We start from the raw sequence: 5500 nt of genomic DNA on the forward strand, positions 1-5500 counted from the left end.
TGAAGGCGGTTGAAACCGCTGCCGACTTATCCCCGTGTCTAAAGCCAGGGGCTTGCGTCTCGTTCTTCGGTCAATGAACCTGGTTTTTTGTGTAACAAGTGCGTCCCGGATAGGAAGACTAATTGCTTACCAATAATTCAACGCGGGCCGGCAAGCACACAGTAAAAACCGAACCGCAACCTACCTCGCTTTCAACGTGTATATCGCCACCCATCATCACGCAAAAGTGACGGCTAATAGTCAATCCCAAACCGGTGCCTCCGTACTTGCGCGTAGTTGAGGCGTCGCCCTGCATAAAAGCTTGAAATAAATGCTGCAATTGTTGGGGGGGAATCCCAATCCCCGTATCAGCTACGCGAAAAATTATTGAGTCGGAAGGTTCTGCTATTTCTTGAGTGGTTAAGCTGTCATGTTTAACTCTTTCAATACAGAGGGTAATAGTGCCACCTTCCGTAAATTTGGCTGCATTGCTCAGCAGGTTGAGCAATATTTGACGAGTTTTGGTAATGTCAGCATACATCATTCCCAAGTCGCTACCACAATCAACTTCAAACTTATTAAAGTTTTTATCTACCAAGGGTTTGACAGTAGAAACTACCTCGTCAATTAAATTAACCGGGTTGAAAGTTTCTAAGTAAAGTTCCATCCGACCCGCTTCAATCTTAGAAATATCTAGAATGTCGCTAATTAAAGATAGCAAGTGTTTGCCCGCTGTTTGAATTTTTTGCAAGTCGGGGATAAAATCTTCGCAGCCTAAATCCTCGGCGTCTTCTTTGAGCATATCGCTGTAACCAATAATCGCGTTGAGGGGAGTTCGCAATTCGTGGCTCATATTAGCTAAAAAGGCGCTTTTGGCTTGGTTTGCTGCTTGAGCGGTTTGAGCGACTTTTTGGAATTCTTCTGCTAATTTGCGCTGGGTAATATCTTCGGCAATACCGACGATGCGGTAAATTTCTCCGGTTTGGCTGCGGACTGGAAAAGCCCGATCGCGCACCCAGCAAACTGAACAGTCTGATCGCACTACCCGATACTCCTCATCATAATCGCCCCGCACCTGTTTCTCAAAAGCAGCCTTGACGCGATCGAGATCCTCCGGGTGAATAGCATCCCAAAAAGCCTCCGGTTCTGACTGCAAACTCTGACAGCTCAAATTCCATATTTTTTCGCAAGCAGGGCTCACATAAACTAGCTGCTTTTGATTAGGTTCTCTAATCCAAAATACCTCATGAATATTTTCTGCCAACTGGCGAAACCGCTCCTCGCTGGCGCGCAACTTCTCCATAGCACTGTGAAATTCAGTCACATCCTGAATCAGCGATGCCACCCCAATGATGCTGCCGTCCGGATCAACTAAAGTCGTATTGTACCACTCGCAAAGAATAATTTTGCCGTCTTTTCTGAGGTTCTCGTTAAGGCTGGTAACTCCTCCTTGATTAGTGAGCAAAGTTATAGATAGTTGCCTGACATACTCCTTAGCACTTTCAGGAACTATGAGATCGACTCCGTGGCGTCCTATAGCTTCCAAGCGGTTGTATCCAAAAATTCTTTCCGCTGATAAATTCCATTCCGCTACTTCAAAGTTTAGATCCCATTCAATCGCTCCCAAAGGAGTTTGGTGAAGATGGAGAGCCAGTTTTTGCTGCGAGTTTTTCAGAGAAATAATTAATTGATTTTTGTCGGCGATCGCAGATTCTACCCGATCTTCGAGAGTAGTAAATGCCTCTTCCAATTGACCGGCCATCATATTAAAAGAGCGAGCCAGGACACCCACCTCATCCTCCCGCTCTACAGATGCCATCAAGCCGGGATCTACCGCCATCCCGTCCCATTCTCCCCGGGACAAAGCCTCCGCAGCCTTGCTCAGACGCCGAATCGGTACAACAATCCACCTAGAAGTCAGGGCGCCAATCGCCGTTGCCAGCACCAAAGCACCCAGACACATCACCACAGTATACCGAGTGTTGGCATGAATCCTTTCCATAAAATCGGCTTCAGGAACCGTCACCACAATCAACCAGTCGAGGCCCCTGCTGTCTAAAAGCGGCGTCACCTGTAGAAATTGCCGTTGACCGTCGATCGTAAAATCTAACTGGCGAGATCTGTCAATTTTGTGCAAATCCCCGAAGCGTTCTGTCAAATAGCGGGCGGTCGATCGAATTAGAACATTCTTGCTGCTCGCTGCCACAATCCGTTTCGCAACACCATTGCTAACAATAAATGGCGGTTCCCGAGTAGAATTTGCCACCAATTGCCCAGACCTTTCTACAATAAAAGTCTGTCCTGATTTGCCAATTTTTAGAGTTTCCAAGAATTGATTGAGCTTGGAAAGTGCCAAGTCAGCACCCAGGATGCCAATCAGTTTACCATCCTCGCCATAAACTGGTTGAGCAGCCGTAATCGCTAGTTTGGGAGCGTCAAAATAAGTATAAATTTTACTCCAAGTCGGTTTCCCTGCCTGCACCGGAGCTATATACCAAGGTCGGACGCGGGGGTCGTAGTTGAGAGTAGTTTTTAATAGCTTGGTTGGTTCCCCGAACTCTGACGGCGCGTAGCTTTGAAAGTTATAGCCAGTAGATTGATTAGAAATTTGAACTTGCAACTTGCCGTCGTCGAGGCGTTCAACTCCAATAAAATCTTTTTCTTCGGATGCGAATTGAATGTAGCTAATTTTATCAAAAATTTTGATTTGTTTGTAGAAGTAGCGTTGCAAACTATCACTATCCTGCTCGTTCACAATGCCGAGACGGATGGCATCAAGATTGAGCTGATTGATTTGGTGTGGCGTTTCAATATAACTATTAATATGTTGCTGGATACGCGATGTGACTTCTGTCCGCAGTTGTGCGGCAACATGGTTGACGGCTGTGCGCCCGTTCCGCAGCGACAGCCACCCCGTCAACCCTACCGCAGCGAAAGTCTGGAGGGCAAAAGGCACAACAAGGACGATGCGAATTGGCACTTTGCCCGACATTTTTAAAATCGGGTCGGTCAGATATTTGATTGGCATGGTAAAGCAGAACTATTATTAACCCACAACATTCCGGTCAAGTACAACTTGATGAGCGCAGGTTTTGAAGTTGAGATGGTTTTAGTAGGCAAAGTGCTGTTAATAACTCGGAATCTGCCGCTGGCAACGGAATTTTTAACGACTGCCACCGCCATCTTAGCGCGATCGCGAGCTTTGGGAACATTGGCGATCGAGATGAATGCAGTATCAATCCTGAATGCACTCTACACACTCATACTATTATAGATTTTGAGATTAAAGAATTGAATAATTGGGAAAAACTGAGTCTGTAAGGGTTTAGAAGTTGCAGGCTGTTGCATTCTTTTTTTTAACCGGTTTCAGAAACCGGGTTTTTTTAGCCTTTTGGCGGGCTGTAACTAACTATTGTCGTGAAAAAACCAATTGGTGAATAGCCACCCGTGCATCCACCACTAACTATTTTTCCACTCCTGACGCGCCCTAATCAAACAAATCGAGTTTTTGGTTGACTCATTCCTGAAATGACGTATTCTGGGGTTTCAACCGGTTTGCGGGGTCAGTTCTATTTTTCCGATAGCGCGATCGAAAATTATAAGTTTTCACAGCAACTGCAATTGATATCTCCACAAGCAGCTACTTTTGATAGAGTGCAACTTAATTCTGGCTCGGTACAATAAGCGCATAGTAGGATGCAACTAGCGGAGGCATGGATGATGAACGCAGTTATTGCTACTCTTGGCACTGCTCTCGGACTGAGCTCAATTTTTATCGGTTTGACCCCGGCGGTTCTCGCCCAACAAAGACTGCAACCAGCGCCCCAATATTCGGAAACGACTTTATCTGGGGATTCGTTGAGGGCTGTGGAGGACAGAACCTTAGACTCGGACTACCAAAACTTGATTGGTGAACCAGAAACGGCGGCTAATTCTGCTAGAAGGGAAAGCAGCTTGGGCGACACATTTCGCCTCAAAATCGATGGCCCCTTGGAATTTATTACTACTCCTTCGGACGCCCAGCGTCAAGCAAATCCTTTACCTCCTAAACAAACCGACAGCGGTACAGAAGCGGGAGTTCAGCTTCAGCTAGGACTTTAGCAATTTTAAATTAATTCATTTGAAGCAAGCGATCGCGGAACCCACTTTTTAATTCTCGGAGTTATTGTGACTGCGATCGCTTTTTTATCTGAGTTTTATCACAAGTTTTGTGCGGTTTCCATCACACCAGGTTCTCTATTGTGAACCTAAAATTAGACCAATTAAACTTCCGATACAGACCGATTAGCTACATATCTTTACAATAGCGCATAAAACTGGCGGTGAAGGTGATGGGAAAGGCTCAACTGATCGATTATTTGCGGGGGGAGTTGGCGATATCGAATTCTGCGATCGCCGTTGCTCTCCGACACGGTGAACAAGATGCCAGCGAACTGCCGATGGTTCTGTGGCAGTACGGGTTAGTAACACTGGAACAGTTAAACCTGATTTTTGATTGGATTCAAGCTCAGCCGATTTAGCAATTTAAAATCCTGAGTTAAAAAATATGGATATCCGATTGCAATTTTTTGACAAATAAAGCTTGCACAAACGGTCGTCGGAAAGTATAGGGTTGAGTGTTTAGGTTGAGGGTGGGTCTTATTTTGTCCCAATTAGAAAAATACAAATATACAGCAGGGGCACAGCACTGCTGTGTCCTCATTTTTATTGCCACCTAAAATAAACTGCTTTCATCAGAAAATTGGGTATAAACCTCGTCCTTTTAGGACGGCTTTATATTACAATATAATTGGTCAACGACCCACCCGAGACGATGGATCAAACAGCCTATACGAGCGAAGTTCAGCCCGAGGTGCTGGCGGCTTTCGCAAAATCGGTAGACCGGGAAAAGAGGATAGGGCAATGGCAAACATCCCTAGAATCAAAACGAAGAAGAATTCCGTTTGGTATTCGACACGTAAAAACCGCAGGGCTTGCGGGGTTAGTCTGTGGAGCGAACATAAGACCAAATCTCTTTTAGGGTGGAGGCAGTTGCGAAGAAGCAGAAATTCAAATCGTGAGGTTTGGGAATCCCCGTACCTTCAGGTCGGGGTGGATGTCAAATCAAATCTGGCAGCATCGGAATTAATATTACCCACAGCTTTCTAGACGGCAGTGCCTTGTCCTCTATATCATGTCGCTCGTGCAACCGGAAACGCTATCAATCTGTCGAAGATGCGATCGCCGACGGCATACAACAGACGGCATAAAACAAACCCCAGCAACTTTTAGGTGGCCGGGGCGTGTCTTGTTTAATTTGGTGGCGGGAAGTGGATTTGAACCACTGACCTTCGGGTTATGAGCCCGACGAGCTACCAGGCTGCTCTATCCCGCGTCGCTTTGTCTCTCTCTAGTGGTTTCCAAAAACAAAACCCTGAAACCTTAACGATTACAGGGTTCGCTTGAATTTGGTGGCGGGAAGTGGATTTGAACCACTGACCTTCGGGTTATGAGCCCGACGAGCTACCAGGCTGCTCTATCC

5 protein-coding genes and 2 tRNA genes are annotated in these 5500 nt (G+C 46.1%); 4 read left to right on the forward strand and 3 right to left on the reverse strand.

Features of this window, described 5'->3' with window-relative positions; all coding sequences use genetic code 11:
• Nucleotides 1-118 precede the first annotated feature (118 nt).
• Nucleotides 119-3007: a PAS domain S-box protein gene (locus QUB14_RS20390; RefSeq protein ID WP_333218768.1), complete on the reverse strand. Its 2889-nt coding sequence runs from the start codon at nucleotides 3005-3007 to the stop codon at nucleotides 119-121.
• A gap of 51 nt (nucleotides 3008-3058) precedes the next feature.
• Here QUB14_RS20390 and QUB14_RS20395 point away from each other — a divergent pair, with 51 nt between their 5' ends.
• The 4 genes from QUB14_RS20395 to QUB14_RS20410 all read left to right on the forward strand — a co-directional run bounded on the left by QUB14_RS20395 (nucleotide 3059) and on the right by QUB14_RS20410 (nucleotide 5228).
• The gene (locus tag QUB14_RS20395; RefSeq protein ID WP_333218769.1) at nucleotides 3059-3253 is read left to right on the forward strand and encodes a hypothetical protein; all 195 of its coding nucleotides are present in this window, start codon (nucleotides 3059-3061) and stop codon (nucleotides 3251-3253) included.
• Between the two features lie 422 nt (nucleotides 3254-3675).
• Nucleotides 3676-4080, forward strand: coding sequence for a hypothetical protein (locus QUB14_RS20400; protein ID WP_333297291.1), 405 nt, complete (start codon nucleotides 3676-3678; stop codon nucleotides 4078-4080).
• A 230-nt stretch (nucleotides 4081-4310) separates the two neighbouring features.
• Entirely contained in the window at nucleotides 4311-4499 is a 189-nt protein-coding gene (locus QUB14_RS20405; RefSeq protein ID WP_190663201.1) for a DUF2949 domain-containing protein, read from the forward strand.
• Between the two features lie 543 nt (nucleotides 4500-5042).
• Nucleotides 5043-5228 (forward strand): hypothetical protein, encoded by a 186-nt coding sequence (locus tag QUB14_RS20410; RefSeq protein ID WP_333218771.1) that lies wholly within the window; start codon nucleotides 5043-5045, stop codon nucleotides 5226-5228.
• 48 nt (nucleotides 5229-5276) lie between these two features.
• Here the strand turns inward: QUB14_RS20410 and QUB14_RS20415 are convergent.
• Together QUB14_RS20415 and QUB14_RS20420 are read right to left on the reverse strand one after the other, a co-directional pair.
• A tRNA-Met gene (locus QUB14_RS20415) sits at nucleotides 5277-5353 on the reverse strand.
• Nucleotides 5354-5427: 74 nt separating this feature from the next.
• Nucleotides 5428-5500: transfer RNA gene (locus tag QUB14_RS20420), tRNA-Met, on the reverse strand.

This window comes from Microcoleus sp. B3-D2 (assembly GCF_036705345.1).
Classification (GTDB): domain Bacteria; phylum Cyanobacteriota; class Cyanobacteriia; order Cyanobacteriales; family Microcoleaceae; genus Microcoleus.